The organism is Nocardioides sp. NPDC087217 (assembly GCF_044744805.1).
Classification (GTDB): domain Bacteria; phylum Actinomycetota; class Actinomycetes; order Propionibacteriales; family Nocardioidaceae; genus Nocardioides.
Map to the genome: position 1 here is coordinate 41,177 of NZ_JBIUZB010000008.1, position 25,040 is coordinate 66,216.

Below are 25,040 nucleotides of genomic sequence, written 5' to 3' on the forward strand. Positions count from 1 at the left end.
TTGCCATGACCATCAGTCGAATCCTCGTCGCCAATCGCGCCGAGATCGCCTCGCGCGTCTTCCGCACCGCCCGCAAGCTCGGCATCGAGACCGTCGTGGTGCACTCCGACGCCGACGCGGACCTGCCGTTCGTGGCGGAAGCGGATCATGCCGTACGCCTCCCGGGCAACGCCCCGGCCGAGACCTACCTCCGCGCCGACCTCGTCATCGAGGCGGCCAAGGTGGCCGGCGCCGACGCGATCCACCCGGGCTACGGGTTCCTGTCGGAGAACGCCGACTTCGCCCGCGCCGTCGAGGCGGCCGGTCTGGTCTGGATCGGGCCCGCGCCCGAGTCGATCGAGCAGATGGGCTCCAAGATCGAGGCCAAGAAGATCATGGCCGCCGCCGGCGTCCCGGTCCTGGAGGCACCGGCCTCGCCGGTCGAGTCCGACCTGCCGCTGCTGGTCAAGGCCTCCGCCGGCGGGGGCGGCCGCGGGATGCGGATCGTCCGCTCGCTCGACGCTCTCGGTGCCGAGATCGCCAAGGCCGAGGCCGAGGCCGCGTCCGCCTTCGGTGACGGGACCGTCTTCGTCGAGCCGTACGTCGAGGCGGGCCGCCACGTCGAGGTCCAGGTCGTCGGCGACGGCGCCGGCAATGTGGCGGTCTTCGGCGAGCGCGACTGCTCGGTGCAGCGTCGTCACCAGAAGGTCGTCGAGGAGTCGCCGGCTCCGCTGCTCCCGGACACCGTCCGGTCGGCGCTCCACGAGGCCGCCCGGAACGCTGCCGCGGCGATCGACTACCGCGGCGCCGGGACCGTCGAGTTCCTCTACGACGCCGCCTCGGAGCGGTTCTGGTTCCTGGAGATGAACACGCGTCTGCAGGTCGAGCACCCGGTGACCGAGCTGGTTCATGGGGTGGATCTGGTGGAGCTGCAGATCGCGGTGGCCGAAGGTGTTGGTTTCGACACGCCTTCGCCTAGCGGCTCCGGCGGGGTCAGCGGGCATGCGGTGGAGGTACGGCTCTACGCCGAGGATCCGGCAGCCGACTATCAGCCGCAATCGGGGACCTTGACGACGCTCGAGTTTCCGGGGGATGCGCGCGTCGATGCCGGCTACACGTCGGGCTCGGAGGTCAGCACCTTCTACGACGCGATGCTGGCGAAGGTGATCGTCCACGCCCCCACGCGCGACGCGGCGATCCGGCGGCTCGTCGGGGTGCTGCGTACGGCCAAGATCCATGGCCTGGTGACCAACCGGGAGCAGCTGATCGGGATCCTCGGGTCGGAGGCGTTCCGGTCCGGTGAGGTCAGCACCTCTCTTCTCGCGGAAGAAAAATTCCTTCCACGCACGGAGGACCCCGGCGCCCCGGTGGCGGCAGCGGTCGCGCTGGCCGAGGCGACCCGCCGCCCGGGGCTCCCGGTCGCCTGGCGCAACGTCACGAGCCAGCCGCAGCGGACGGTCTTCGAGGATGGCTCCGAAGACGGCCTCGTCGTGGAGTGGTACGGCACCCGCGACGGCTATCGCATCGACGGCTTCGAGGTCATCGATGCAGGTCAGAGCCGGGTTGTGCTGGAGCGGGACGGTCTGCGGACGGCGTACGAGATCGCCGTCGCCGGAGACCGGATCGACGTCGACTCCTCGTTCGGCCACACCGCGCTGCGGAAGCGTCCGAGGTTCACCGACCCCGCGACCCAGACCCAGCCCGGAAGCCTGCTGGCGCCGATGCCGGGATCGGTCATCAGCGTGCTCGCCGAGACCGGCAGCGACGTCACCGAGGGCCAGCCGCTGCTGGTTCTGGAGGCGATGAAGATGCAGCACACGGTGACCGCGCCCACCGACGGCGTACTCGCTCAGATCAACGTCAAACCAGGAACCCAGGTCGCCGCCGGCGAGGTGCTGGCCGTCGTAGAGGAGACAGCATGACCACCACCACCGCAACGGTGCCCAATCCGTTTGGCGAGCCCGAGGAGCGGACCGCGCTGCGAGAGGCGGTGGCGAAGCTGGCCGGCAAGTACGGCCACGACTTCGTCGCCAAGCAGGCCCGCGAGGGCGGCAAGATGACCGAGATGTGGCTCGAGATGGGCCGCAACGGGTTCCTCGGCGTCAACATCGCCGAGGAGTACGGCGGTGGTGGCGGTGGCATGAGCGACCTGGCCGCCGTGCTCGAGGAGGCGGCGACCGCCGGCGCTCCGCTGCTGATGATGGTCGTCAGCCCGGCGATCTGCGGCAGCATCATCGGCCGCTGCGGCACCGACGAGCAGAAGAAGCGCTGGCTGCCGGCGATCGCGGACGGCTCGCATCTGATGGCCTTCGGGATCACCGAGGCCGACGCCGGCTCGAACTCCCACAAGATCACGACGACGGCGAAGCGCGACGGCGACAGCTGGGTGCTCAACGGTCAGAAGACCTTCATCTCCGGTGTCGACGAGGCCGACTCGGTCCTCATCGTCGCGCGGACGGAGGACGCCAAGACCGGCAAGCTCAAGCCCGCCCTCTTCGTGGTCCCGACCGACTCCGAGGGCTTCACCAAGCAGGTCATCCCGATGGCCTGGGAGGCGCCGGAGAAGCAGTTCACGCTCTTCATCGACGACGTACGTCTCCCCGCCGACGCCCTCGTCGGCGACGAGGACGGCGGCATCTGGCAGCTCTTCGCGGGCCTCAACCCCGAGCGGATCATGGGCGCAGCCCTCTCCTGCGGGATGGCGCGTTACGCGCTCGGCAAGGCGGTCGAGTACGCCGGGTCGAGGTCGGTCTGGAAGGACGCCCCGATCGGCTCCCACCAGGGCATCGCGCACCCGCTCGCGAAGGTCAAGATCGAGCTGGAGCAGGCCCGCCTGCTGTGGCAGAAGGCCGCCGCGCTCTACGACGCCGGCGACGACGCCGGTGCCGGGGAGTACGCCAACATGGCCAAGTACGCCGCCGGCGAGGTCGCCTGCAACGCCACCGATGCCGCGGTCCACACACACGGTGGCAACGGCCTGACGGTCGAGTACGGCCTGGCCAACCAGCTCGTCGCCGCCCGGCTGGGCCGGATCGCCCCGGTCAGCCGGGAGATGATCCTCAACTACGTCGCCATGCACACCCTGGGGCTCCCGAAGTCCTACTGATCACGGCGAAATGAGTACAGGGCCGGTCGCGTGAGCGACCGGCCCTGATGCGTACGTCTGTCTCTACTTCTTCGGCTCGATGACGACGATCGTGCTGAGGATCTTGTCGGCGAAGGTCTGACGCTTGTCGTCCCACAGCGGCCACAGGTAGCCGATGTAGCAGGCGAGCTGGTCGAGGTAGTGGACGAAGAAGCGCCCGATCGAGAACCAGGTGCCGAGGACCTGACCGTCGGCCTCCTTGACGACCTTGATGCCGAGGACGCCCTTGCCGATCGTGTAGCCCGTCTTGCCCTGCTTCAGGCCGTAGTTCCAGAACAGGAAGGCAAGGGACACGAGGAAGCCGATGAACATGAGCAGCCCGCCGATGGCCATGAGGGCCCCGTTGGGCTCGCCGGCGGATGTGTACATGCCGGTGTTCGGGTCGTACTCCGAGACACCGCCCGCGGTGGCGCCGCCGATGAGCAGGCCATAGCCGATCCAGAACGGGATCATGGCCACCGCGCCGACGAGTCCGTCGATGATGAAGGCACCCGCGCGTGCACCCCAGGAGGCGTACGGCGGGGTCGGGGCCCCATAGCCGTACCCGGCCGGGGCGGCGCCGTAGCCAGGTGCGGCCGGAGCGGCGCCGTAGCCCGGCGCGGGCGGAGGCGGCGGAGCGCTGGGCTGACCGTAGGCCGGTGCGGGCGGCGGAGTCGGCGGCAGGGGCTGGCCGGAGGGGTCCTGCGGGGCGCCAGGAGGCGGGCCGTAGTTAGACATGCGCCGAGTATGGCCACATCTCTACGCAATTGTCAGCGCACACGCCTGAGCCCGCTGTGGCTATGACCGAGGCTCCACCACGACCAGCGTGGCGACGATCTTGTCGGCGAAGGTCTGCCGCTTGTCGTCCCACAGCGGCCACAGGTAGCCGATGAAGCAGAACGCGTCGAGGACGTGGAGCAGCTGCCGCCCCAGCGCCATCGGGACGCCGGTCGTCGCCTGTGACTCGGTGCGGACCAGCTTGATCCCGAGGACGCTCTTGCCGATGGTGTGGCCGGTGCGGCCCTGCTTGAGGACGTGGTTCCAGACGGCGAAGCCGATGAATCCCAGCCAGCCGACCAGGGTGACCAGGAGGCCGAAGATGGTGACGAAGAAGCCGGACTCCTGCGACAACCCGCCTCCCACGCCGGCGACCAGATAGAACGGCACCAGCAGCGCCGCGTCGATCAGCGCACCGCCGGCGCGGCGACCCCAGGTCGCCAGCGGCGGGCCGGCGGGGACGTACGACTGCTGTGCCCACGGCGGGGCCTGGGGCTGCTCGCCCGGTCCATGAGTGGGGCCCTGCGGTGCGCCTGGCGGTGGCCCGGGCGGCGGGCCGAAGTTCGACATCTGGTGGGTCATCTCCTCGAGTGTGCTGGCCTGCTGACCTGACCGACGTTCAATCTATCGGGTCACACAGGGGTTAGCCTGACCCTTATGGCTGGAGCGGCGACGGCAATGGATCGGGCTCAGCGCCGGTTTCCGCCGGTCGCGTTCCCGCTGGCTGTCCTGTACAAGTTCTGGGACGACCAGGGCAACAACCTCGCCGCGATCATCACCTACTACGCCTTCGTGGCCGTCTTCCCGATCCTGCTGCTCGCCTCCTCGATCCTCGGCTTCGTGCTGGAGGGCAACCCGAGCCTGCAGGAGGCGGTGCTCGACACGGCGCTGGCGCAGTTCCCGATCATCGGTGACCAGCTCGGCCGCAAGGAGCTCACCGGCTCGTCCAGCGCGATCGTCATCGGTGGTCTCACCGCCCTCTACGGTGCGCTCGGCCTGGGCCTCTCGTTGCAGAACGCGGTCAACACAGCCTGGTCCGTGCCGCGCAACAGCCGCCCCAACCCGATCCTGCTGAGGGTGCGGTCGCTGCTCATGCTCGCCGCCGGCGGTCTGGCCATCCTCTCGGTGACCGCGCTGTCGCTGGTGCTGAGCCGCACCGACTTCCTCGGGTTCAAGGCGGTCGACGTCGGCTACTGGCTGGTGATCCTCGGCACCGTCGTGATCGTCACCGGCATGCTCTGCGTCGTCTTCCGGATGGCCACCACGCGCGACCACGCCCTCGCCCACGCTCTCCCGGGAGCGCTCACGTTCGCGATGCTGTGGCAGGTGCTGCAGTACTTCGGTGCGGAGTTCGTCCAGCACGTGCTCGCCGCAACCCGTGGCATGAACCAGACCTTCGCGCTGGTCCTCGGTCTCGTCGCCTTCCTCTACATCGCGGCGCTGATGGTGGTGCTCTCGATCGAGGTCAACGTCGTCTACGCCCGCCACCTGTGGCCGCGGGCGCTGCTGACTCTCTTCACCGACGACGTCGAGCTGACCGAGGCCGACCGCCGCGCCTACGCGAGCTATGCCCTGATGCAGCGTCACAAGGGCTTCGAGACGGTCGCGGTCACGTTCGACGGCCCCGACGGCGACACCCACGAGATCGTCATGGACCCCTCCTGGCTCCGCAAGACCGCGAGGCGGATCCGTCGCCACGACGAGTTCAGCCGGCCGCTGCCGCCGACCAAGCCACCGCCGCCGGTGCCGCCGGGCCAGCTGCGCGCGGTGCCGCATCCCGACGAGGGCGAGCCGGAGCGGCGTACGAGCTCCTAGGGCTTCCTCCGCAGCGGCACGAAGCGATACCAGCCGTGGCTGCTGAGTCGCACCACGCCCGTCTCGTTCCGCTCCACCAGCATCATCAGCCCGGCGACCGGGACCACCATTCGCCCGGGCGAGGCGAGCTGGTCCATCAGCTCGCGTGGCAGGGCTTCGGCCTCGGCGGAGACGAGGATGCGATCGTACGCAGCCTGCCGAGGCCACCCGAGGACCCCGGGCTTCGCCTTCTCGATGCGGGCCCACGGCTGGTCGGTCGCCGCCAGGTTCCGTCGCCCGAACCTGACCAGCGAGGGCTCCAGCTCGACCCCGATGACGCTGCCCTCCGGACCGGTCAGGTGGGCGAGCAGCGCGGTCGTCCAGCCCGACCCGGAGCCGACGTCGAGCACCTTGTCACCCGGTGCGACCTCGAGAAGACGGAGCATGTCGGCCACCGTCCGCGGCTGCGAGTTGGTCTGTCCGCGGCCGATCGGAAGCGGCTCGTCGAACGTCGCGAAGCTGCGCTCCTCGGGAGGGAGGAAGCCCTCCCTGGGGATGGCGGAGAACGCATCGAGGACCCGGTCCACACCTCCAGTCAAGCACCGTAAGGTCTGCCCCATGACTGAGTCGCCTCAATCCACTGCTGAGCTCGTCCACCTCGACGTCGCCGAGGGTGTCGCCACCATCACCCTCGACTCGCCGGCCAACCGCAACGCGCTCTCCCGCCAGCTGGTCACCGAGCTGTTCGAGGCGCTGCACGCCGCCGACAAGGACACCTCCGTCAAGGCCGTCGTGCTGCAGGCCACGGGCACCGTCTTCTGCTCCGGCGCCGACCTCTCCGAGGCCGCGACGGTGCCGATGGAGGAGGGCACCCGCGGGATCGTACGTCTCCAGCGCACCATCGTCGCCCTGACCAAGCCCGTCGTGGCGAAGGTCCAGGGACCGGTGCGCGCCGGGGGTCTCGGGCTCGTTGCCGCCGCTGACATCGCGATCGCCGCCGACACCGTCTCGTTCGCACTCACCGAGGTCCGGCTCGGCCTGGCCCCCGCCGCGATCTCCCTCTCGATCCTGCCTCGGATCGACGCCCGCGCCGCCTCCCGCTACTTCCTCACCGGCGACAAGTTCGACGCCGCGGAGGCTGCCCGCATCGGCATCCTGACCGCCGCCGTCCCCGCCGCCTCGCTCGACGACGAGGTCGCCGCCATCACCTCCTCCCTGCTCGAGGGCTCCCCCCAGGGACTGCGCGAGACCAAGCGCCTCATGGTCCGCGGCCTGGTCGAGCACATCGACGCCGGCGGCGAGGAGATGGCCGCCCTCTCCGCCCGCCTCTTCGGCTCCGACGAGGCCCGCGAGGCGATGACCGCCTTCCTGTCTCGCAAGCGGTAGCCGACTGGTGGCACCCGTGCTCGCATAACACCACGTCGGGGGTAGAGTTATCTCCTTGCCGTGCGCCATGGGGGGCGCACGGCGGGTGTGGATCTTTGTGACGGGGGAACATCCAGTTGAACGACAAGCTGGCTGAGCGCGAGATCGCTCAGGAGCAGGGGTTCGTAGATCGTGTCTACCTCCAGCTGGGAGAGTCGGCGCGCGCTGCGCAGGAGCTGGCCGCCGAGGGCCGCGACCGTGGGCGTCTGGGCCATGAAGGTGGTCTGGTCGAGCGCGACGCGTTCGCCTTCCAGGCGGCGCGACGCATCGCGCAGCTCGATGCCGCTCACGAGGGGCTGGTCTTCGGTCGCCTCGACCTCGACCCGTCGGTCGACCCCGAGCCGCGCTACGTCGGCCGGATTGGTCTGCGCGACGCGCAGCGTGACTCGCTGCTGATCGACTGGCGGGCGCCGGCGGCTGCGGTGTTCTACCAGGCCACGGCGGTCGAGCCCCGGTCGGTGATCCGGCGGCGGGTGCTCCGCTCCGAGGGGCAGAGCGTGATCGGTGTCGAGGACGAGCTGCTCGACGCCGAGGCGCTGGAGCGCTCCGGCGCCGACCTGCCGATCGTCGGCGAGGGCGCGCTCATCGCCCAGCTCAGCCGCGCCCGCGACCGCACGATGCACTCCATCGTCGCGACCATCCAGGCCGAGCAGGACAAGGCCATCCGCGCGCCCGGCAAGGGCGTCACGACCATCTCTGGCGGTCCGGGAGTGGGCAAGACCGTGGTGGCTCTCCACCGGGCCGCCTACCTGCTCTACACCGAGCGTCGCCGCTACGAGTCCGGCGGCGTGCTCATCGTCGGGCCGTCGGGCGTCTTCATGCGCTACATCGAACGCGTCCTGCCGAGCCTCGGTGAGACCGCGGTGGCGCTGCGCTCCCTGGGTGAGGTCGTGGACGGCGTACGCGCCACGTGGCACAACGACCCCGCCGTCGCCGACGTGAAGGGCTCGGTCCGGATGGCCGAGGTGCTGCGCCGCGCCTCGCGCCAGCAGGCGCCGGGCTCCCCGCGCGAGTTCAAGGTCTTCTACCGCGACGACTCGCTGCGGCTGGACGGCAAGCGGCTCGGTGAGCTGCGGCGTCAGCTGATGAGCCAGGGCCGGCGCAACCAGCAGCTGCGTCGCGTACCTCAGATGCTTCTCGACATCCTCTGGCGGCAGGTACGCGGCGAGCGCGGCCGCGAGCGTGGTCGCGAGGTCTTCAACGACGAGATGCTCGACAACCCCGCCTTCCTCGAGTTCGCCGCCGCCTGGTGGCCGGCGCTGGAGGCGCGCGAGGTGCTCGGCTGGCTCCGCGAGCCAGAGTTCCTCGCTCGCGTGTCCGAGGGAATCCTGACTCACGACGAGCAGCAGCTGCTCCTCAAGTCGTGGGCCGGCCGCGGCCTGACCGACGCCGACCTGGCCATCGAGGACATCCCGCTGCTCGACGAGCTCCGCTACGCGATCGGCGACATCCCCGAGCAGGTCGCCGACGAGCGCGACGCCGACCAGAGCGGCATCGACATCGCCGAGCTGATGACCGCCTCCGACCGCGAGTTCGCCTCGGGCCGTGGCTGGCGCCCGCCGACGTACCGGATCGATGACGACCCGTTCGCCCACATCCTCATCGACGAGGCCCAGGACCTGACCCCGATGCAGTGGCGGATGGTCGGTCGCCGGGGACGTACGGCCTCGTGGACCATCGTCGGCGACCCCGCCCAGTCCTCGTGGCCGGTGGCGGAGGAGGCCGAGGCCGCCCGGGCCAAGGCGCTCGAGGGCAAGCCGGTCCACGCGTTCCACCTGTCCACGAACTACCGCAACTCGGCCGAGATCTACGACTTCGCCGCGGCCTACGCCGAGCGGGTCGGGCTCAACGCCGACCTGCCGACCGCGGTGCGCTCCACCGGCGTCGAGCCGCGGGTCATCGAGCACTCGGTCGATCTGGAGAAGGCCACCCGGGACGCGGTCGGCGAGATCGCGTCGCAGGTCGGCGGCACCGTCGGCATCGTGGTCCCGGTCGCGCGCCGCTCCGAGGTCAACTCCTGGCTCGCGTCTTGGCCGGAGTTCGCGGCCGACGCTCCTTCGGCTGCGGCGTCCGCCGCTGACCCGACCTCGGTGCCCTCCGGCGAGGACCGCATCGTCGTCCTCACCGGCCTGGACACCAAGGGCCTTGAGTTCGACGGCATCGTCGTGGTCAGCCCCGACGAGATCGAACGCGAGTCGGCCACCGGCCGCGCCACGCTCTACGTCGTCCTCACCCGCGCGACCCAGCTGCTGACCACCGTCTCCTGACCACCTGTCGCCGAGTCGGCGCGTCAGAACGCGCCGACTCGGCGATGGCCGGGTGGCTAGAGGGCTGTGATCCAGGGGTGGTCGGGCAAGGTCTGCTCGAGCGCGCGCCGCAGCCAGCGACGCCGGCGGTCGTCGAGCAGCGGCACGGTGTTGTCGAAGTCGAACTGGTCCTTCGAGCGGAGCCCTGGAGCCTTGTAGAGGAGCTGGATCTCGGGCTGGAGATATCGGATCGCATCGCGTTCCCAGACCGCCTCGGACATCGGCATCCGGATTGACTCCTCACGCCGGTAGACCCACTCATCGGCGGTGCCGGGGTTGAGCAGCAGGTCGTACTCCCAGGGATCCCCAGCGCTCCGCCGCGTCCAGACCTGACCCTCGGTCTCCCAGAGGACATCGTCCGCGGCGCCGCCCGGATCGTCGTCTGGGAGTAGCGGACGCAGCGCCGCCGTACCGGCCGCCCACACGTCGAAGCGCCCCGACAGATGCTTGCGCAGCACGGCGAACTCGCTGCGGAGCACACAGGTGTCTGTGTCCTCGTGCTCACGACGTACGCCGGTGAACGCCTCGATCGCCCACCCGCCCGCGATCCACCAGGTGCCGGGATAGCCCTCTAAGAGAGCGGCCACGTCGGCCGGGGTGTGCGTTGCCCAGGGCCCGTAGAGGCGCTCGAACTCGTCGTTGTTCAGATCGTTGACGCCCACCCGCGCAGCCTAGCCGCGTGGGTGGGCGTCGGGAGGTGGGTCAGCCGACGGAGGGCTTGGCGTCGGCGGTGACCTCGACGCCCTCGGCGAACTCGACGAGCTGCTCGTCGGTGAGGTGGATGGTGTTCCACATCTGGATCACGACGGTGAAGTCGCGGTAGGCGTACTTGAGCATCGTCGCGCCGTCGGGGGTGGTGACGAGGGTGGCAGGCTGGCCGTTGACCGTGGTGTCGGTGGCGCCCTCGGCGGGTGACGAGGGCGACTCGAGGGTCACCACGATCTTGTCCCGGAAGTCGCTGATGGAGGACTTGTCGTCGGGGCGAGCGACGGCGAGGACGTACTGGTCGGATCCCTGCAGCACGAACCCCTCGGGCACCTTCGCCACGGTGTAACCGGGCATCTGGGCGCCGTCGTAGTCGACCAGGCGCACGTTGTCGGCGGCCTGGGAAATCGGTGCGACGTCGTCGCCCGAGGTCAGCGCGATCCCGCTGAAGGCGCCGCCTACCGCGAGGGTCAGCGCGGCGCCGCCGAGCGCGGCGCGCTTGATGCGGCGCCGGGAGAGCGCCCGGTGGCCGCGGCGCAGGTCGGCGGCGGCGTCCTCGGTCGCCGCGGCGGACGGGGACGGGGTCAGGCGGGCGAGGCGGTCGATCACGTCGTTCATCGGGAGTCTCCTGTCAGTTGGGTGGGGGTGAGCAGCGCCCGGAGCTTGTCCAGGCCGCGTGCGGTCTGGGACTTCACGGTTCCGGTCGAGCAGCTGAGCGCGTCGGCGACCTCCTCGACCGAGAGGTCGTGGACATGGCGGAGCACGACGGCCGCGCGCTGCCGGGGCGGCAGCTCGGCCAGGGCCGCGACCAGCTCGGGATCGACCATCGCCGGATCCTCGACCGGTGCCTCGGGGAGCGTGACCGCGCCCTGCTCCCGCCGGAAGAACGGGCGCCTGCGGTGGTCGGTCAGGCAGTTGATCAGGGTCCGGCGAGCGTACGCAGCGGGGTGCTGGGAAGCTCGCCCCCAGGCCAGATAGACCTTGACCAGGGTCGACTGGACCAGATCCTCGGCCAGGTGGGCGTCGCCGGCGGTCAGCAGCCGTGCAGTGCCGACGAGCGGCGCTCGGTGGCGGCGTACGAAGGCCTCGAATTCGGCGTCTTGGGAACGTCTCACGCACTGTCAACGGATTCGGGGCGCCGCGGGGTTGCACGGCCCACCATCCGAATCGAATGGGTCACGCGTCAGCGCGCGGATTAGGCTCATCCCATGACGACCAACAGCCCTGCCAAGACCGCGATCGAGGAGATCACGGGGCACGAGGCGTGGGCGATCATCCGGCGCTCCTCGCGGGCGGGTGACCGGGACACGGTCGGCATGCTGGCGGGCACCCGGTCCGTGGTCGAGTCGCTGCTCGACGTACCTCTCGAGGAGGGCACCCCGGAGCCGGGGAAGGTGGCCGACAGACTGCTTGCGGTGCCGTTCCGGCAGGTGAGCGAGCGGGGCTTCGAGGCCCACGACGATGGCACCCCGCTGGTGGTCGTCGACGTGGAGCGCGAGTGGGAGTTCTCCGTCGCGGAGGTCATCGAGGCGCTCCCGGACGTGCCCGTCGAGTTCACCGACCGCGGTGGGTTCGACGTGGACGACGACACCTATGCCGACCTGGTCAAGACCGTCATCGAGGACGAGATCGGCCAGGGCGAGGGCGCCAACTTCGTGATCGGCCGCCACTACCGGGCCCAGCTCGACGACTGGAACCACGACCGCGCGCTCACCGTGCTGCGTCGTCTTCTGGAGCGTGAGCGCGGGGCGTACTGGACCTACTGCTTCTTCACCGGCGACCGCTACCTCATCGGCGCCTCGCCCGAGCGGCACGTGAGCGTCCACGGCGGCGACGTCCGGATGAACCCGATCTCCGGCACCTTCCGGCTGCCGCGCGACCTCGAGGGCAGCCCGGAGAAGATCGCCCACGACCTCAAGGGCCAGCTGACCGACTTCCTGAATGATCAGAAGGAGGTCTACGAGCTCTTCATGGTGGTCGACGAGGAGCTCAAGATGATGTGCGACATCTGCGACCAGGGCGGCCAGGTGCTCGGGCCGTTCCTGAAGCCGATGTCGCGGCTGATCCACACCGAGTATCTGCTGGCCGGCCGGTCGGCACGGGATCCGCGCGAGATCCTGCGCGACACGATGTACGCCGCCACTGTCACCGGCTCGCCGGTGGAGAACGCGTGCCGGTTGATCAAGAAGTACGAGCCGGAGGGCCGGGGCTACTACGGCGCCGCCCTCGCGCTGCTCGGCCGTGACGAGTCCGGTGCTCCGACGGTCGATTCGCCGATCGTGATCCGCACCGCGGACGTGTCCGTCGACGGCCGGCTGAAGGTGAGCGCCGGCGCGACGCTGGTCCGCGACTCCGACCCGACGTACGAGGTCGCCGAGACGCACGCCAAGGCCGGCGGGATCCTGTCGGCCTTCGGGCTGGTGCCGGCGGCGCCCGCCCTCGCCCAGGACGTCTCCGAGCTGGTCAACGACGAGGACCTGCTGCTGACCCTGGCCGCCCGCAACCGCCGCCTGTCGTCGTTCTGGCTCACCGACCAGGGCGACGAGGAGCCCTCCGCTCACCTCGCCGGCAAGCACGCGGTGATCCTCGATGGCGAGGACGATTTCGTACGCATGCTGCGCCACGTCCTGCGGGTGCTCGGCATGACCTCGTCGGTCGTGCGGCACGAGGACTATGAGGACGGTGCCTTCGCGGGTGCTGATCTCGTCATCGTCGGGCCCGGCCCGGGTGACCCGCGCGATGGCACTGATCCGAAGATGGCCAAGCTGCGTGCCGCCGTGGCATCGCTGCTCGAGACCGAGCAGCCGTTCCTGGCGGTCTGCCTCGGCCACCAGGCGCTGTGCCACCAGCTCGGGATCGGCCTGCACTACAAGGACATCGTTTTCCAGGGCACCCAGACGCGCGTGGGTCTCGGGTTCGGCGGGCGGCCGCGTCGCGAGCGGGTCGGCTTCTACAACACGTTCGTCGGACGGGTGGGGTCGACGGAGCTGCCCGCAAGGGTGTCGGTGGATGCCGATCCGGAGACGGGCGACATCCATGCCATCTCCGGTCCGCACTACGCCGGCATCCAGTTCCACGCGGAGTCGGTCCTCACCGAGCGCGGCTACGACCTCATCCACGACGTCGTCAGCGATCTGCTCGCCCAATGACCAGAGTCGTCGTGGTCGACCACCACGACTCCTACGTGTGGAGCCTCGTCCACATGGTCGCGCAGGTCACCGGGGCCCTTCCGGATGTCGTGGAGCACGACGAGGTGAAGTTCGGGGACCTCGCCGGCTACACCCATGTGGTCCTCTCGCCCGGGCCAGGCCACCCGGCCGATCCGGCGGACTTCGCGGTCGGGCGGGACGTACTCCTGGACGCGGGGCGGCCCGTCCTCGGCGTCTGCCTGGGGATGCAGGGGCTGGTGACCGCCTACGGCGGTGTCGTCGACCGGATCGAGCCCGCCCACGGCGAGGTGGCCCGGGTGACTCATGACGGTCGCGGGGTCTTCACGGGTATCCCGTCGCCGCTCGAGGCGGTCCGCTACCACTCCCTGGCGGCCGTCTCGGTCCCCGATGTCCTGGAGGTGACGGCCCGTTCCGAGGACGGGGTCGTGATGGGCGTACGGCACAGGGATCTGCCGCTGGAGGGCGTCCAGTTCCACCCGGAGTCGGTGCTCTCCCAGCACGGCGCGGCGATGGTCGCGAACTTCTTGAACCAGCAGAGCCTGGGTCGACCGGGGCCACGGTGAGCGTCGAGGATCTCTTCGCCGAGGTCGCCGCCGCGCACCCGCGCTGCGTCTGGCTCGATGGTGGTGGCGCGCGCGAGTGGTCCGGTACGCGGTCCCTGATCGGCTGGCTCGAGGACGACGACGTCTCGCTGACCTACTCCGCCGCTCGCCGCGAAGTGCTGCGCCACACCGGCGGCCGCTCCGAGGTCGTCGGCGACGACATCTGGCACGTCCTGGAGCGCGAGATCGGCCCGGGGGAGCAGTGGTTCGGCTATTTCGGCTACGCCTGCCGCCCCGATCTCCCCGCCGCTCCGTCCGACGACGTTCCGGATGCGATCTGGATGAGGCCTTCGCATACTCGGCTCTTCGAGCACGAACTTCTCCGGCAATCCCTGCACTTCTCGGGTGTTGCAACGCCAGAGAAGTGCAGGAGTACCCGGTTAACCGGGTATTCCTCCCCGCCGACCCCCGCCTACGCCGCCGCCTTCGATCAGGTCCAGGAGGCCCTCCGGGCCGGCGACACCTACGAGGCGAACCTGACCTACCGGACCACGGTCCATGCCGAGGCCGACCCGGTGGAGACCTACCTGCGGCTGAGGAGCATCAACCCCGCGCCGTACGCCGGGTTCCTCCAGCACGACGTGGCCGACCACGCGGCGTGGCTGCTGAGTTCGAGCCCGGAGCGGTACGCCCTGATCGACGCCGACCGCGTGATCGAGACGAGGCCGATCAAGGGCACGACCCCCAGGGGCGCGAACGCCGCGGAGGACGCGGCCCACGCGGAGCTGCTGCGTACCGATCCCAAGCTCCGCAGCGAGAACCTGATGATCACCGACCTGCTCCGCAACGACCTGGCGATGGTCTGCGAGCCGGGGACGGTGGAGGTGCCCGGCCTGATGCAGGTGGAGTCGTACGAGACCGTGCACCAGCTCGTCACGACGGTCAGGGGACAGCTCAGCGATGGGATCACCACGATCGAGGCGCTGCGCCGGCTCTTCCCCGCCGGATCGATGACCGGTGCGCCCAAGCTGCGCACGATGGAGGTCATCGAACGGGCCGAGCGCGACCTGGGCGGGCCGAGGGCGGCGTACGCCGGTGCTTTCGGCTGGATCTCCGGCGACGGCCCGGCCGATCTGGGCGTCATCATCCGCACGCTGACGACCCATGACACCCGCACCTGGCAGATCGGCACGGGCGGCGGGATCACGGTCAGATCCGACGTCGCCGAGGAGGCCGCCGAGGCGCGGCTGAAGGCCGATCGGGTGCGCGCTTCCCTCGCCAGATGATCAAACAGGTGAAAAGACGGCGACACGTTGAGACGGCGGCCGTTGTCTATTGGATCGTTCATAAAACGGGGACTACCGTGGACTCATCATGGCGACCATCGACGACAAAGCCCTGCCACATGTGATCGTGCTCTTCGGTGCGACCGGTGATTTGGCGCGCCGCAAACTCCTGCCTGGCCTGCTCAGACTCAACGAGGCCGGGCTGATGACGGATGCTCAGATCGTCGGCACATCGCTGGAGGATCTGTCCGACGAGCAGTTCATCGAGTTCGCCCGCGAGGCGTGCGAGGAGTTCGGAAAGGGCGACATCACCGACGAGCGCTGGGCGGCGTTCGGGGGGATGCTCTCCTACGTCTCGACCAAGGAGGGCCCGCACGCGCTCGCCGACGCGGTGAAGCTGGCCGAGAAGAAGCTCCAGGGGCTCGGCAGCGACGTGCGCCGTCTCCACTACCTCAGCGTCCCGCCCAAGGCCGCTCAGGACGTGATCCGTCAGCTCGAGGAGGCCGACCTCGTCGAGCGAGCCCGGATCATCATGGAGAAGCCCTTCGGCACCGACCTCGAGTCGGCCAAGGAGCTCAACGCGAAGATCCACGAGGTCTTCAGCGAGGAGCAGATCTTCCGGATCGACCACTTCCTCGGCAAGGAGGCCGCGCAGAACATCCTGGCCTTCCGGTTCGCCAACGGACTCTTCGAGCCGATCTGGAACCGCAACTTCATCGACCACGTCCAGATCGACATCCCCGAGACGCTGGGCCTGGAGGGACGCACCGCGTTCTACGAGAGCACCGGCGCCTACCGCGACATGGTCGTGACCCACCTGATGCAGGTGCTGGCGTTCATGGCGATGGAGCCGCCGACCTCGCTCGCCCCCGACCCGATCGGCGAGGAGAAGAACAAGGTCTTCCGCTCGATCCGGCCCTTGGACCCGCGCAACGTGGTCCGTGGTCAATACTCCGGCTACCGCGGCAAGAACGAGGTCGCCGACGACTCCGACACCGAGACCTTCATCGCGATGAAGGTGATCATCGACAACTGGCGCTGGGCGGGCGTTCCGTTCTTCCTGCGCACCGGCAAGAAGCTGGCCGAGGGCGCGCGGATCATCTCGATCGCGTTCAAGGAGCCACCGCTGACGATGTTCCCGGCCAACTCCGGCGCCGGCACCCAGGGTCCCGACCACCTCACCTTCGACCTCGCCGACCAGTCGAAGATGTCGCTGTCGTTCTACGGCAAGCGCCCCGGGCCCGGCATGAAGCTGGAGAAGCTCTCCATGCAGTTCGCCACCCAGGAGACGAGCTCCTCGACCGGCGTCCTCGAGGCGTACGAACGCCTCATCCACGACGCCATGCGTGGCGACCACACGCTCTTCACCACCGCCGAGGGCATCGAGACGCTCTGGGAGATCTCCCAGCCGCTCCTCGACAACCCGCCGCCAGTGCGCCTCTACGCGCCCGGCTCCTGGGGTCCCAACTCGATCCACCAGCTGATCGCCCCCCACGCCTGGCGTCTCCCCTTCGAGCGCTCCTGGCGCGAGACGAAGAAGCACTAGCCGAGACGACCGGAGCGAGGCCGAGCGGCGAGCTTGCTCGTCCGTTCGCGCCGAGCGAGGGAGTAACCGCGCGAAGCGCGGAAACGGCGCGTACGTCGGCAGAGAAGGCACTCCGGTCGACCGAGTCGGCACGAGCGTGACGTGTCGGTCGACGCGGGTGACGTCTCGGTTATGGGGCGTTCGCGCTGAGCTGCTCGAGGAGGGCCTGGGCGGCGCGGTCCATGGCGTCGCCGTCGTAGGGCTCCAGGTCGACGGAGTTGAAGCTCTGGATCAGGGTGCCGTTCTGGACGAAGCCGGTGACGGCGTACGAGCTGACGCCCTGCTGCTTGACCAGCCGGGCGTCCTCAGCGCCCGCGATCGCGGGCTCGCTGACGTCCCCTGACTTCACGTCCATGGTCTTCCACGCCTCCGCGAGGGTGCCCTTGAAGGGCAGGTAGTTCAGCTCGTACGCTGTCCCGCCCGACTCCTCGGGAAGCAACGCGCAGCGGGGTGCTTTCGACGTGCCCTTCTCGACGCGGAGCTGGGCGCCGAGAGCCTTCTCCACGGGGGAGATGTCGAGCCCGTCGCACGGGTTGAACGTCTCCTTGGAGGCATGCTCCGGAGATGATGCGGAGGCGGAGGCCGACGGATCGGCGGGCTCCTCGGCTCCGCAGGCAGCGACGGAGAGCAGCGCCACCAGACTGGGCGCCAGGACGGCGTATCTCAATGCTTCAACCCTCAATTGTTCAGCACCGCCGTGGGCGGTTCGGTCGGCCGGGGAGAGGTCGAGCCGGGCAGGCGCATGGTCATCCGTGCGCCGCCGTGCGGCGAGCGGGCCGCGGAGACCGACCCGCCGGTACGCTCGGCGACCTGCCGGACGATGGCGAGGCCGAGCCCCGACCCAGGCATCGAGCGGGCCTCGGTGGAGCGGTAGAACCGGTCGAAGACGTACGGGATGTCGTCCTCGGCGATCCCCGGCCCCTCGTCGTCGACGTTGAGCACGCCGTCGCGGAGCGAGATGTGGACCGTGCCCGACTCCGGCGACCACTTGGCGGCATTGTCGAGCAGGTTGGTGACCGCGCGCTCCAACGAGCTGGCGTCGCCCATGACCCACCACGGCGTCATCTCCTCGGTGAAGGTCACCGACGGCGCGCGCAGACGCACCCGGGCGAGCGCCCGGTCCGCCACCTCGGAGAGGTCCACGGTCTCCAGCGTCGGCTCAGCCGGGGCATCGCGGGCCAGCTCGACGAGGTCGCCGATCAGGTTGGTGAGCTCCTCGATCTGGGCGCGGATGTCGCCCAGCAGCTCGGCCCGCTGCTCGCCGGAGATCGAGGCGTCTGCCTGGGTGAGGAGCTCGACGTTGGTGCGGAGCGAGGTCAGCGGCGTACGCAGCTCGTGCGAGGCGTCCGCCACCAGCTGTCGCTGCCGATCCCGGGACGCGGAGACGGCGGACAGCATCCGGTTGAACGACGTGGCCAGCCGCGCGATCTCGTCGTCGCCCTCGACCGGGAGCGGGGTGAGGTCCTCGGTCGTCGCGATCCGGTCGACCGACGCGGTCAGCCGCCTCACCGGCCGCAGCCCGCCTGCCGCCACCACCCAACCGGCGAACGCCGCGGCAACGACGCCGGCCGCGCCGAAGAAGAGCACCACGAGCCCGAGCCGCTTGTACATCGCCTGCTGTGGCTCCAGCGACTGCGCCAGCATCAGCGCGGAGTCGCTGTCCGGGATCGGCACGCTCACCACCCGGAACACACCGCTCTGGGTGTGGATCGTCCGGACTGCCTGCTTCGCATCGCCCTTCGCTACCGCCTCTTCAGGCTCCCCGGGCAGCGGGAACGTGCCAAATGTCGGCGACCAGTAGTTGTGTGCGTCGACGACCTCGGCGATCTGGATGTCGCCGGCGTTCAGCACCCAGGTCGGGAAGGCTGCACCTGTCCGGGTGTCCTGAATGGATGCGGTGTTCGCCGCGGCGACGCTGGCTCGCTTGAGCAGCGACTCGTCCATGTTGGCCTGCAGCTGGATGCGTACGACGAAGTAGAGCCCGATCGCGATCAGCGCGATCGAGCCGGCGACCGCGAGGGTCGTCAGCATGGTGACCCGGCCCGCCAGAGAGCCGCGGTAGCGCGAGCTGGTTGCCGGCGTGGTCACGGTGCTGCTCACGGCTCCTTCAGGACGTAGCCGATGCCGCGGACGGTGTGGATCAACCGGGCCTCACCCTCGGCCTCCGTCTTGCGCCGCAGATAGCCGACGTAGACCTCCAGCGAGTTGGCCGTCGTCGGGAAGTCGTAGCCCCACACCTCTTCGAGGATGAAGGACCGATCGAGTACGCGGCGGGGCCGGCGCAGGAACATCTCCAGGAGCGTGAACTCGGTGCGGGTGAGCTCGATCGCGCGCTCGCCCCGGGTCACCTCGCGGGTGGTGGTGTTCATGGTCAGGTCGGCGAAGTGCAGCGTCTCCTCGTCGTCCTCGCCGACCGGGGCCGCCCGGCGCAGCAGCGCGCGCAGCCGGGCCAGCAGCTCCTCGAGCGCGAACGGCTTGGTGAGGTAGTCGTCGGCCCCGGCGTCGAGGCCGTCGACCCGGTCGCCGACGGCGTCGCGGGCGGTCAGCACCAGGATCGGCACGTCGTTGCCGGCGGCGCGGAGGGCCTTGGTGGCCTCGATGCCGTCGAGGCGGGGCATCATCACGTCCATCACGACCACGTCGGGGTCGTGGTTGGCGATGCCGGCCAGCGCCTCGGCGCCGTCGCCGGCCAGGGCGACCACGTAGCCGTTGAACTCCAACGACCGGCGCAGCGACTCACGCACGGCCTTGTCGTCGTCGACGACCAGCACGTGCGGCTTGTCGCCGGTGCTGTCGCTCGGGGTGGCAGGGCTGTTCACACTCCTACCTTGCCACCCCTCGCTGAGTCACCGCTGAGAGGACGCTGGTGTTTCCGCTAGATCGGCCGGGATGCAGGAATACCCGGTTAACCGGGTATTCCTGCACTTCTCAGGCAATGCAACACCCGAGAAGTGCAGGAAACACCGGAGAAGTCAGGCGTTCTCCTTGCGGAACGTGGAGATGCCCCACCAGACCGCGAGACCGAACAGGGCGACGGTCCAGCCGAGGCCCCAGCCGATGTCGGCCATCCCGAGGTCACCGAAGAACGAGGCTCGCACCGCGTCGACGACGTGCTTGGTCGGGATGACGTCGGCCAGCGCCTCGAGCCACTGGGCACCGAAGCTCATCGGCAGGAAGATGCCCGAGAGCAGCAGGATCGGCATCAGCAGCATGTTGGTCACCGGCGCCATCACGTCCTCGCTCTTCACGAGCAGTGCGAACGCGTTGGAGGCGGCGGCTCCGGCGCCACCGATCATGACGGTGATCGCGATCCCGACGAGGATCCCCACCGGCCTGAAGTCCATGCCCATCACCAGGCCGAGAGCGACCAGGATGATCGCCTGCACCAGGATCTGCAGCAGGTCACGGTAGAGGCGGCCGAACAGCAGCGCGCCGCGCGAGGCCGGGGTGACCCGCTCCGCCTCGATGACGCCCTCGCGCCACTCGCCGATCAGCGAGAAGCCGGCGAACATGGCACCGAAGATGCCGAGCTGGACGAGCATGCCGGGGACGAACCAGTTGTAGGCGTTGCCGCCGAGCTCCTCGATGAGCGGCTCGAGCAGTGGGCCGAAGAGCACGAGGTAGAGGATCGGCTGCATCACGCCGATCAGCACCCAGGCCGGGTTGCGGAGGTTCATCCGCAGCTGGCGGTTGAAGACGACCATCGACTCCCGGAAGAAGCCGGACTTGAGGACGGGCTGCTGGAACTCGGTCATCACTTGGCCTCCTGGTTCTCTTCTTCGCCCTCAGGTGCACCTGCGTCGGCGTCGCGCAGCGATCGTCCGGTCAGCGTCAGGAAGACGTCGTCCAGGGTGGGGCGGGCGACCTCGATCGACTCGAGCGAGACGCCGTTGGACTCCAGGTCGCGCAGCAGGCCGGGGACGGCCTTCCCGGCCCGCGGCACTCGGCCGCTGACCAGTCGCTCGTCGACCTCGATGGTCTCCGAGATCGAGCTGAGCTTGTCGCGGGCGATCCCCACCTGCTCGTCAGTGGCGACCTCCAGGGAGACCAGGTCGCCGGAGACGGCGGCCTTGAGGTTCTCCGGGGTGTCGTTGGCGACGATGCGGCCCTGGTCGATGACCATGACCCGGTCGGCGAGGGTGTCGGCCTCGTCGAGGTAGTGGGTGGTCAGGAAGACCGTGGCCCCATGGTCCGTACGCAGCGAGGCGATGTGGTCCCACAGGTTGGCCCGCGCCTGCGGGTCGAGGCCGGTGGTCGGCTCGTCGAGGAAGACCAGCTTGGGGGCGTGGATCAGCGCCATCGCGATGTCGAGGCGGCGCTTCTGCCCGCCGGACATGTTGCGGGGCTTGCGGCGCCACAGCCCTTCGAGCTGAAGCCTCTCGAAGAGCGCCTGGCCGTGCGCGACCGCGTCCTTCTTGGACATCCCGTAGAGCATCCCGTGGTCGACGACCTCGTCACCGGCGTACGCACCCGAGAAGGTCGACCCGACCTGGGAGCAGTAGCCGATGCTCCGCCGGACGTCGACGGACTGCTTGGCCACGTCGAAGCCCGCCACCGTGGCGGTGCCTGCCGTGGGCTTGAGGAGGGTGGTGAGGATGCGCAGGGTGGTCGTCTTGCCGGCGCCGTTCGGGCCCAGGAAGCCGACCACCTCGCCCTCTTCGACGTCGAGGTCGACTCCGTCGACCGCGACGACTTCTTTCTTCTGCTTGCCATGGCCGGAGGCGAAGGTGTGCCTCAGGCCGCGTGCGTGAATCATGTGTCACTCCCTTATGCGTGCAAGTCCCAGACAAGCACGGACGACCGACGACAATCACCCGATTTACCCGGGTGTTCAAACTTGAATATCATGAGTGTTCAATTTTGATCTCGAGATGTCAAACCGATTCGTGCGAGACCTGCGTCGGCTCAGCCGCGCAGCATCTCCCGGTAGCGCTTCCGGTCGGCGTCCATCTGCCAACCCGGGTCGTCCTCGGCCGGCGTCCAGCCGGGAGCCTCGCCGGCGAAGGCGAGCTTGCCGCTGCGTACGTCGTCCAGGAGCTCCACCAGCCACGCCCGCTCGGAGCGGAGCTTGTCGAGCTGGAGGCGCAGCGCGGCACCGGTGTGGGGCGGCGCGACGTGGGTGTTGGCCCGGATCGCGGCGTCGAGCTCCTTGTCGGTGCGCTCCAGGGCCTGCAGCCGGACGCTCAGCTGCTGGATGACGGCGGGGCGCTCCAGCAGAGGCGCCAGCGAGAACGCGGCGTAGAAGGAGACGCCGTTGTAGACGTCGACGACCTGCAGCGAGCGGGTGATCAGGCGCTCCAGCTCGGCCCGGCCGCTGGCGCTGATCTCGTAGACCGCGACAGTACGGCCGTTGTCGACCAGATCGTGCCTGGTCAGGTGGCCCTTCTCGGTCAGCGAGCTCAGCGCGTGGTAGATCGAGCCCGGGTTGATGTTGGCCCACAGGTCGACCTGCCACGACATCAGCTCGCGCCGGATCTGGTAGCCGTTGACGGGCTCGAACAGCGCCACTGCTCCCAGCAGCAGCATCCGTGTGTCGTCTCCGGCCATGGGGAGATTCTAGGGGCGGCACGACCGGGCCTCAGCGGGACGTCAGCTGCCACAGGTGTCCGTCGGGGTCCGCGACGACCGCACGGTATTCACCCCACGGCGCCGACTCCGGCTCGATCATGCCGCGGCCGAGAGCCGTGGCGGCCGCATAGCGCGCGTCGACATCGTCGCGCGAGCCGAGCTCGATGGTGACCAGGCACTGCCTCGGGCCCTCCGGGAGGCTCGCCGCGTCCATCGGCTCGTCCGCGAGCTGGCCGGTGACCCACTTGAACCCGCCGGTGGGGATCATCATCACCTCGCAGGAGTCCGACAGCGTCGCACGAAGCGGTTCGGGGACCCCGTCGTCGGCGAGCTCGCCGGGAGTCTCGAGGCCGAGGCCGTCGCGCAGGAAGGCATGGGACCGCGGGCGGTCTCGGGTGGGCAGGGCGATCGTCGTACGCATCCGGAGCTCCTCAGTGACAGCAGTGGTCGGCGGTGGTGGCGGTGTCGGATCCGAGATCGTCGTCGCGTCCGGCGGCGAGCCGTGACCACTGCGCCGTCGGGCGACCGCTCACGCCGGCGCGGTGGTTGGTCGTCGGCGACTCCTCGCTGCGGAACTGGCTGCCGTCGATGCCGGTGCGCCGCGGCCAGCCCTCGGGTGAGTCCTCCCAGGTCTCCTGTCGTCCGTAGACGGTCATGTCCAGGATCCCGTACGACGCCGACATCGGCTCCACGCCACGACCGGTGGTGCGGTACGTCTCGAAGGCCCGGTCGCCGTCGCGCAGATAGCAGACCTTGCCGCCGAAGAACCCGCGGGCGTCGAGGACGTCCCACGACTCCTCGGGCACGGAGTACCACGGCATCTCCCACCCCATGAAGTCCCGGTAGCGCGAGCTCTCCGGGTAGGGCCCCTGGCAGAAGACCGCGTACGTCACCCCGCGCGAGTGCAGGTAGCCGAGCTCGCTCACGCCGCCGCTGAAGAACGTGCACCCCTCGCACTGGTCGGCGGCGGCATGGCCGGTGTGCCACATGTGGTAGCTCGCGAAGAGCTGCGTACGCCCCTCGAAGGCATCCAGCAGGCTCACCCGCCCGGCGCTGCCGACGAGCGGTGCGGCCGCGTCGACCTCGGTCATCGGGAGCCTTCGGCGGGCCGCGGCGAGGGCATCGCCCGCGCGGGTGTGCTCCTTCTCGCGGTCGAGGAGCGCGTCGCGCTCGTGCAGATAGGTCGTCCGGTCGACGACGGGTGGCAGTGGGGTCGTGGTCATAATGACTACGTTAAACATAGTTGATACTCTTGTGAAGAGAGTTTGGAGGATCGATGCCGAAGAAGCAGACGTACGCCGACCTGGGTGATGCCTGCGCGACCGCGCACGCCATGGACGTCATCGGTGACCGGTGGAGCATGGTGATCGCGCGCGAGCTGGTGCTCGGTCCGCGCCGGTTCGCCGACCTGGCCTCGGCCGTCGTCGGGATCACGCCCGCTGTGCTCACCTCCAGGCTGAAGGCGCTGCGGGACAGCGGCGTCGTCGAGCAGGCCCAGCTCGACGACCTCGGACGGACCCGCGTCTACCGGCTCACCGAGTGGGGTCAGGGGCTGGAGGACGTGATGCGGTCGCTCGGTCACTGGGCGCAGCGCTCACCCGGCTTCCCGGTGGCGGAGGGGAGCATGACCCCCGACGGGGTGATCGTGGCGATGCGCACCATGGCCCCCTACGCGACGATGGCCGACTGGGGCGACGGCCCCGTCCGGATCGCGATCGAGCTGCACGACGAGCGGCGTCCCGCCGCGGGCGTCCGCCGCTACCGGCTGCACTGGGACGAGGACCGTTTCGAGCTGACCGAAGGTGCGGACGAGGCGCCCGCGGTGACCGTCTCCGGCGACTCGTCGGCCTGGGCGGACGTCGTCTTCGCCGGGAGTCCGGTCGGCTCGATGGCCGTCGCAGGCGACCGGCGAGCGGTGGAGCGGGTGGCTGCTGCGTACGCCGCGATCGGGTAGCGCCCCGTCGGGTTCAGCATTTCGCCGGCGCGCCGGGACCTCTGGCACTGACGACCCGTAGTTCGGGCTCACTACGCTCGATGGGATCGAATGACTCGGAGAGGATCGACGTGACCCTGAACCTGACATACGGGGACCTGGGAGACGCGTGCGCGGCCGCGCACGCACTGGACCTGATCGGCGACCGGTGGAGCCTGATCGTGGTGCGCGAGCTGATGTTCGGACCGCGTACGGCACGTGATCTGGAGTCCTCCGTGATCGGGGTCAGCACCGACGAGCTCAAGGACCGGCTGCAGTTCCTCGAGCACGCCGGCGTGGTGGTCGAGACCGAGCTCGGCTACATCACCAAGACGACGGCCTACGCCCTCACCCCGTGGGGTCGCGAGCTCGAGACGATCCTCGGGGCGCTCGGACGTTGGGCCCACGGCTCGACCCGCTTCCCGATCATGTCCGCCGGGATGACGCCCAGCGGCGTGATGGTGGCGATGCGCACCATGGTGCCCGCCGGCAGCGCGACGACCCCCGAGCCGATCAGCGTCGCCTGGGAGCTGACCGACGCCCGCCGTCCGGACGCCGACCCGCAGCAGTTCCGGCTCGTGTGGAAGGGCAACCAGTTCGACCTCGCCGAGGGCACGCTCGAGGATGCCGACGTGACCATCGCGGGCGACTCGACGGCCTGGACCGGTGTCGTGTTCATGGGCTTTCCCGTGGACGCCGCGATCGCCGAGGCCGGGCTCAAGGTCGAGGGTGATCGGACCGCGCTGGACCGCGTGCTCGGGCTCTTCGCGAGCACGCTCGCCGAGGCCAGCTGAGGTACGTCGCTCG

Annotated in this window: 25 protein-coding genes; 11 read left to right on the forward strand and 14 right to left on the reverse strand. The window is 69.5% G+C overall.

Annotated features, from left to right (window positions below):
- The first annotated feature begins 5 nt into the window (after window positions 1-5).
- Entirely contained in the window at window positions 6-1,901 is a 1,896-nt protein-coding gene (locus ACIO3S_RS26145) for a biotin carboxylase N-terminal domain-containing protein (RefSeq protein WP_400468910.1), read from the forward strand.
- Entirely contained in the window at window positions 1,898-3,085 is a 1,188-nt protein-coding gene (locus tag ACIO3S_RS26150; protein WP_400468912.1) for an acyl-CoA dehydrogenase family protein, read from the forward strand. The genes ACIO3S_RS26145 and ACIO3S_RS26150 overlap by 4 nt, the downstream gene beginning before the upstream one ends.
- A gap of 63 nt (window positions 3,086-3,148) precedes the next feature.
- Here ACIO3S_RS26150 and ACIO3S_RS26155 read toward each other — a convergent pair whose 3' ends face one another.
- Entirely contained in the window at window positions 3,149-3,841 is a 693-nt protein-coding gene (locus tag ACIO3S_RS26155; RefSeq protein WP_400468914.1) for an RDD family protein, read from the reverse strand.
- A gap of 60 nt (window positions 3,842-3,901) precedes the next feature.
- Entirely contained in the window at window positions 3,902-4,462 is a 561-nt protein-coding gene (locus ACIO3S_RS26160) for an RDD family protein (protein WP_400468916.1), read from the reverse strand.
- A gap of 96 nt (window positions 4,463-4,558) precedes the next feature.
- Here ACIO3S_RS26160 and ACIO3S_RS26165 point away from each other — a divergent pair, with 96 nt between their 5' ends.
- Window positions 4,559-5,695 carry a YihY/virulence factor BrkB family protein gene (locus ACIO3S_RS26165; RefSeq protein WP_400468918.1) on the forward strand — a complete coding sequence of 379 codons (1,137 nt, stop codon included), beginning with the start codon at window positions 4,559-4,561 and terminating at the stop codon, window positions 5,693-5,695.
- On the opposite strand, the gene ACIO3S_RS26170 is transcribed toward ACIO3S_RS26165, so the two are convergent.
- Window positions 5,692-6,261, reverse strand: coding sequence for a protein-L-isoaspartate O-methyltransferase (locus ACIO3S_RS26170; protein WP_400468920.1), 570 nt, complete (start codon window positions 6,259-6,261; stop codon window positions 5,692-5,694). The two genes, ACIO3S_RS26165 and ACIO3S_RS26170, sit on opposite strands and share 4 nt — an antisense overlap.
- A 31-nt stretch (window positions 6,262-6,292) precedes the next feature.
- On the opposite strand from ACIO3S_RS26170, the gene ACIO3S_RS26175 reads away from it, so the two are divergent.
- Together ACIO3S_RS26175 and ACIO3S_RS26180 are read left to right on the forward strand one after the other, a co-directional pair.
- On the forward strand, window positions 6,293-7,060 hold the full coding sequence (locus tag ACIO3S_RS26175; protein ID WP_400468922.1) for an enoyl-CoA hydratase family protein: 768 nt from the start codon (window positions 6,293-6,295) through the stop codon (window positions 7,058-7,060).
- Between the two features lie 116 nt (window positions 7,061-7,176).
- Window positions 7,177-9,366: a HelD family protein gene (locus ACIO3S_RS26180; RefSeq protein ID WP_400468923.1), complete on the forward strand. Its 2,190-nt coding sequence runs from the start codon at window positions 7,177-7,179 to the stop codon at window positions 9,364-9,366.
- Between the two features lie 56 nt (window positions 9,367-9,422).
- Here ACIO3S_RS26180 and ACIO3S_RS26185 read toward each other — a convergent pair whose 3' ends face one another.
- The 3 genes from ACIO3S_RS26185 to ACIO3S_RS26195 are packed head-to-tail and all read right to left on the reverse strand — an operon-like array spanning window position 9,423 to window position 11,225.
- Window positions 9,423-10,067: a nucleotidyltransferase domain-containing protein gene (locus ACIO3S_RS26185; RefSeq protein ID WP_400468925.1), complete on the reverse strand. Its 645-nt coding sequence runs from the start codon at window positions 10,065-10,067 to the stop codon at window positions 9,423-9,425.
- A gap of 40 nt (window positions 10,068-10,107) precedes the next feature.
- Window positions 10,108-10,728 carry a hypothetical protein gene (locus ACIO3S_RS26190; protein WP_400468927.1) on the reverse strand — a complete coding sequence of 207 codons (621 nt, stop codon included), beginning with the start codon at window positions 10,726-10,728 and terminating at the stop codon, window positions 10,108-10,110.
- Window positions 10,725-11,225: a SigE family RNA polymerase sigma factor gene (locus ACIO3S_RS26195; RefSeq protein ID WP_400468929.1), complete on the reverse strand. Its 501-nt coding sequence runs from the start codon at window positions 11,223-11,225 to the stop codon at window positions 10,725-10,727. Before ACIO3S_RS26195 ends, ACIO3S_RS26190 begins: the two co-directional genes overlap by 4 nt.
- A gap of 93 nt (window positions 11,226-11,318) precedes the next feature.
- Between ACIO3S_RS26195 and ACIO3S_RS26200 the strand changes: the two genes are divergently transcribed.
- From ACIO3S_RS26200 to zwf, 4 genes are all read left to right on the forward strand, one after another.
- Complete coding sequence (locus ACIO3S_RS26200; RefSeq protein WP_400468931.1) at window positions 11,319-13,259, forward strand: anthranilate synthase family protein; 1,941 nt, start codon at window positions 11,319-11,321, stop codon at window positions 13,257-13,259.
- Window positions 13,256-13,843: an aminodeoxychorismate/anthranilate synthase component II gene (locus tag ACIO3S_RS26205; RefSeq protein ID WP_350844452.1), complete on the forward strand. Its 588-nt coding sequence runs from the start codon at window positions 13,256-13,258 to the stop codon at window positions 13,841-13,843. Before ACIO3S_RS26200 ends, ACIO3S_RS26205 begins: the two co-directional genes overlap by 4 nt.
- Window positions 13,840-15,108 carry an anthranilate synthase component I family protein gene (locus tag ACIO3S_RS26210; RefSeq protein WP_400468933.1) on the forward strand — a complete coding sequence of 423 codons (1,269 nt, stop codon included), beginning with the start codon at window positions 13,840-13,842 and terminating at the stop codon, window positions 15,106-15,108. Before ACIO3S_RS26205 ends, ACIO3S_RS26210 begins: the two co-directional genes overlap by 4 nt.
- A gap of 88 nt (window positions 15,109-15,196) precedes the next feature.
- The gene (gene zwf, locus ACIO3S_RS26215) at window positions 15,197-16,654 is read left to right on the forward strand and encodes a glucose-6-phosphate dehydrogenase (RefSeq protein WP_160025843.1); all 1,458 of its coding nucleotides are present in this window, start codon (window positions 15,197-15,199) and stop codon (window positions 16,652-16,654) included.
- 169 nt (window positions 16,655-16,823) lie between these two features.
- Here the strand turns inward: zwf and ACIO3S_RS26220 are convergent, their stop codons facing one another.
- The 8 genes from ACIO3S_RS26220 to ACIO3S_RS26255 all read right to left on the reverse strand — a co-directional run bounded on the left by ACIO3S_RS26220 (window position 16,824) and on the right by ACIO3S_RS26255 (window position 23,484).
- Entirely contained in the window at window positions 16,824-17,360 is a 537-nt protein-coding gene (locus ACIO3S_RS26220; protein WP_400468935.1) for a hypothetical protein, read from the reverse strand.
- 11 nt (window positions 17,361-17,371) lie between these two features.
- Entirely contained in the window at window positions 17,372-18,793 is a 1,422-nt protein-coding gene (locus ACIO3S_RS26225; RefSeq protein WP_400468937.1) for a sensor histidine kinase, read from the reverse strand.
- Window positions 18,790-19,464 (reverse strand): response regulator transcription factor, encoded by a 675-nt coding sequence (locus ACIO3S_RS26230; RefSeq protein ID WP_160029253.1) that lies wholly within the window; start codon window positions 19,462-19,464, stop codon window positions 18,790-18,792. Before ACIO3S_RS26230 ends, ACIO3S_RS26225 begins: the two co-directional genes overlap by 4 nt.
- A 201-nt stretch (window positions 19,465-19,665) precedes the next feature.
- Window positions 19,666-20,448 carry an ABC transporter permease gene (locus ACIO3S_RS26235; protein ID WP_350719258.1) on the reverse strand — a complete coding sequence of 261 codons (783 nt, stop codon included), beginning with the start codon at window positions 20,446-20,448 and terminating at the stop codon, window positions 19,666-19,668.
- Complete coding sequence (locus ACIO3S_RS26240; RefSeq protein ID WP_400468939.1) at window positions 20,448-21,449, reverse strand: ATP-binding cassette domain-containing protein; 1,002 nt, start codon at window positions 21,447-21,449, stop codon at window positions 20,448-20,450. The genes ACIO3S_RS26235 and ACIO3S_RS26240 overlap by 1 nt, the downstream gene beginning before the upstream one ends.
- A gap of 149 nt (window positions 21,450-21,598) precedes the next feature.
- Window positions 21,599-22,240 carry a PadR family transcriptional regulator gene (locus ACIO3S_RS26245; protein ID WP_350719256.1) on the reverse strand — a complete coding sequence of 214 codons (642 nt, stop codon included), beginning with the start codon at window positions 22,238-22,240 and terminating at the stop codon, window positions 21,599-21,601.
- A gap of 31 nt (window positions 22,241-22,271) precedes the next feature.
- Window positions 22,272-22,682: a VOC family protein gene (locus ACIO3S_RS26250; RefSeq protein ID WP_400468942.1), complete on the reverse strand. Its 411-nt coding sequence runs from the start codon at window positions 22,680-22,682 to the stop codon at window positions 22,272-22,274.
- A 10-nt stretch (window positions 22,683-22,692) separates the two neighbouring features.
- The gene (locus tag ACIO3S_RS26255) at window positions 22,693-23,484 is read right to left on the reverse strand and encodes a DUF899 family protein (protein ID WP_400468943.1); all 792 of its coding nucleotides are present in this window, start codon (window positions 23,482-23,484) and stop codon (window positions 22,693-22,695) included.
- A 53-nt stretch (window positions 23,485-23,537) separates the two neighbouring features.
- Here ACIO3S_RS26255 and ACIO3S_RS26260 point away from each other — a divergent pair, with 53 nt between their 5' ends.
- Complete coding sequence (locus tag ACIO3S_RS26260; protein ID WP_400468945.1) at window positions 23,538-24,215, forward strand: winged helix-turn-helix transcriptional regulator; 678 nt, start codon at window positions 23,538-23,540, stop codon at window positions 24,213-24,215.
- 110 nt (window positions 24,216-24,325) lie between these two features.
- Entirely contained in the window at window positions 24,326-25,027 is a 702-nt protein-coding gene (locus tag ACIO3S_RS26265) for a winged helix-turn-helix transcriptional regulator (RefSeq protein WP_400468946.1), read from the forward strand.
- The last annotated feature ends 13 nt before the right edge of the window (window positions 25,028-25,040 follow it).

Bases quoted from the DNA above. Each gene is read 5' to 3' on its own strand.
- ACIO3S_RS26190 (WP_400468927.1), bottom strand. From the start codon at position 10,728: ATGAACGACGTGATCGACCGCCTCGCCCGCCTGACCCCGTCCCCGTCC.
- zwf (WP_160025843.1), top strand. From the start codon at position 15,197: ATGGCGACCATCGACGACAAAGCCCTGCCACATGTGATCGTGCTCTTC.
- ACIO3S_RS26150 (WP_400468912.1), top strand. From the start codon at position 1,898: ATGACCACCACCACCGCAACGGTGCCCAATCCGTTTGGCGAGCCCGAG.
- ACIO3S_RS26165 (WP_400468918.1), top strand. From the start codon at position 4,559: ATGGATCGGGCTCAGCGCCGGTTTCCGCCGGTCGCGTTCCCGCTGGCT.
- ACIO3S_RS26160 (WP_400468916.1), bottom strand. From the start codon at position 4,462: ATGACCCACCAGATGTCGAACTTCGGCCCGCCGCCCGGGCCACCGCCA.
- ACIO3S_RS26175 (WP_400468922.1), top strand. From the start codon at position 6,293: ATGACTGAGTCGCCTCAATCCACTGCTGAGCTCGTCCACCTCGACGTC.
- ACIO3S_RS26155 (WP_400468914.1), bottom strand. From the start codon at position 3,841: ATGTCTAACTACGGCCCGCCTCCTGGCGCCCCGCAGGACCCCTCCGGC.
- ACIO3S_RS26255 (WP_400468943.1), bottom strand. From the start codon at position 23,484: ATGACCACGACCCCACTGCCACCCGTCGTCGACCGGACGACCTATCTG.
- ACIO3S_RS26235 (WP_350719258.1), bottom strand. From the start codon at position 20,448: ATGACCGAGTTCCAGCAGCCCGTCCTCAAGTCCGGCTTCTTCCGGGAG.
- ACIO3S_RS26145 (WP_400468910.1), top strand. From the start codon at position 6: ATGACCATCAGTCGAATCCTCGTCGCCAATCGCGCCGAGATCGCCTCG.
- ACIO3S_RS26260 (WP_400468945.1), top strand. From the start codon at position 23,538: ATGCCGAAGAAGCAGACGTACGCCGACCTGGGTGATGCCTGCGCGACC.
- ACIO3S_RS26200 (WP_400468931.1), top strand. From the start codon at position 11,319: ATGACGACCAACAGCCCTGCCAAGACCGCGATCGAGGAGATCACGGGG.
- ACIO3S_RS26250 (WP_400468942.1), bottom strand. From the start codon at position 22,682: ATGCGTACGACGATCGCCCTGCCCACCCGAGACCGCCCGCGGTCCCAT.
- ACIO3S_RS26245 (WP_350719256.1), bottom strand. From the start codon at position 22,240: ATGGCCGGAGACGACACACGGATGCTGCTGCTGGGAGCAGTGGCGCTG.
- ACIO3S_RS26240 (WP_400468939.1), bottom strand. From the start codon at position 21,449: ATGATTCACGCACGCGGCCTGAGGCACACCTTCGCCTCCGGCCATGGC.
- ACIO3S_RS26205 (WP_350844452.1), top strand. From the start codon at position 13,256: ATGACCAGAGTCGTCGTGGTCGACCACCACGACTCCTACGTGTGGAGC.